The organism is Actinoalloteichus spitiensis RMV-1378 (assembly GCF_000239155.1).
GTDB classification, from domain to species: domain Bacteria; phylum Actinomycetota; class Actinomycetes; order Mycobacteriales; family Pseudonocardiaceae; genus Actinoalloteichus_B; species Actinoalloteichus_B spitiensis.
Genome location: NZ_AGVX02000205.1, coordinates 1 through 1,639, shown reverse-complemented (window position 1 = coordinate 1,639; position 1,639 = coordinate 1). Strand labels below are relative to the sequence as shown.

The following is a 1,639-nucleotide window of genomic DNA, read 5'->3' as shown; positions in this document are numbered from 1 at the left end:
CCAGTCCCGGGCCCACCGCTCCACCGTGCCGGCATCGAACAGGTCGGTGTTGTACTCCAGCTCCACCACCAACCCCTCCGCGTCCGGCCAGAACTCGAAGGTCACCTCGAACCGCGAGGACGCCCGGTCCAACACCACCCGTCGCGCCGGCATCCCCCCGAACTCGGCCACCTCACCCACCGCGTTCTGCAACACCACCATCACCTGCGCCAACGGCGGCCGGGACGCGTCCCGCACCCCACCCACGGCGTCGACCACCCGGTCGAAGGGCACGTCCTGGTGGGAGAACGCCCTCAGCACCGTCTCCCGGACCCGCGCCAGAAACACCTCGGCGGACTCGGACAGATCCACCCGGGATCGCAGCACCAGGGTGTTGACGAAGAACCCGACCAGCCCTTCCAGCTCGGTGCGGTCCCTACCCGAGACCACCGTGCCCACCGCGATGTCGTCCTGCCCGCTGTGCTGGGCCAGCACCAGCTGGGTAATCGCGGTCAGGGTCATGAACAGGCTCGCCCCACCCGAGGCGCCCCACCGTGTCAACCGGTCCACCACCGCGGGCGGGACCCGCAGGACGTGCACCGCGCCCACCGAACTGCGCACCACCGGTCGGGCACGGTCGGTGGGCAGTTCCAGCACCGGAACCCCGGCCAGCTGCTCCCGCCAGTAGTCGAGCTGTTCCTCCCAACCGGCCTTCTCGGTCTGGTCCCGCTGCCAGGCTGCCCAGTCCCGGTAGGACACCGGTAGCGCGGGTAGTTCCACCGGGGCACCGGCCAGCTCGGCGGTGTAGTACTGGTCCAGCTCCCGGACCAGCACACCCATCGACCACCCGTCCGTCACGATGTGGTGCATGACCAGTGCGAGGACTTCGGACTCGTCGCTCTCGCGGATCAGGAGGGCTCGTACCAGGGGACCAACACCGAGCTCGAAGGGCTTCGAGGACTCGACTCGCAGCTCCTCGCCCAGCCGGAGATCCCGCTCAACGCCGTCAAACGAGGTCAGGTCGAGCGTCCGGAGCCCGACCGCCGCGTGCTCACGAACGCGCTGTCGGCCCACACCGCCATCGAAGTCGAAGACAGTCCGCAGCGAGTCATGGCGGTCGGCGAGGCGGCACAGCGCTGCGCGTAGGGCATCGTGCCGAACACGACCTGCCACCCGGAGTGCGATTCCGGTGTTGTACTCCACTCCCCCCGGGCTGAAGCTGTCGAGGAACCACAACCGCTGCTGAGCCGAGGAGAGCGGCGCGGCGGCCACGTCTCCTCGTGCGGGGATGACATCGTTCGTGCCGTCTGGGACGACATCGGCGCTGGCCAGGAATGCCGCCAGTCCTCGGATGGTCGGGTGGTCGAAGAGGACGCGGGACGGAAGCTCAACGGACGTGCCGGACCGCAGTCTTGCCAGCACCCGGGCACCGCTGATGGAGTCGCCGCCGATGCGGAAGAAGTCGTCGTCGACACCGATGCCCGTCGTTCCGAGCACTTCACTCCACAGTACGAGGAGGGATCGTTCGGTCTCGGTCGACGGCTCGGCGTGCTCAGCCCCGCCGTGGTACGTGGGTGCGGGCAGCGCCACGCGGTCCAGTTTCCCGTTGTGGGTTACTGGCAACTCGTCCAGGACCACCCACCCCGTGGGCATCATGTAC

1 protein-coding gene is annotated in these 1,639 nt (G+C 68.8%); it reads right to left on the bottom strand.

All coding sequences use genetic code 11. From position 1 onward, the window contains the following. A partial coding sequence (locus ACTIDRAF_RS28200) for a condensation domain-containing protein (protein ID WP_039786739.1) occupies positions 1-1,639 on the bottom strand: 1,639 nt, incomplete at both ends.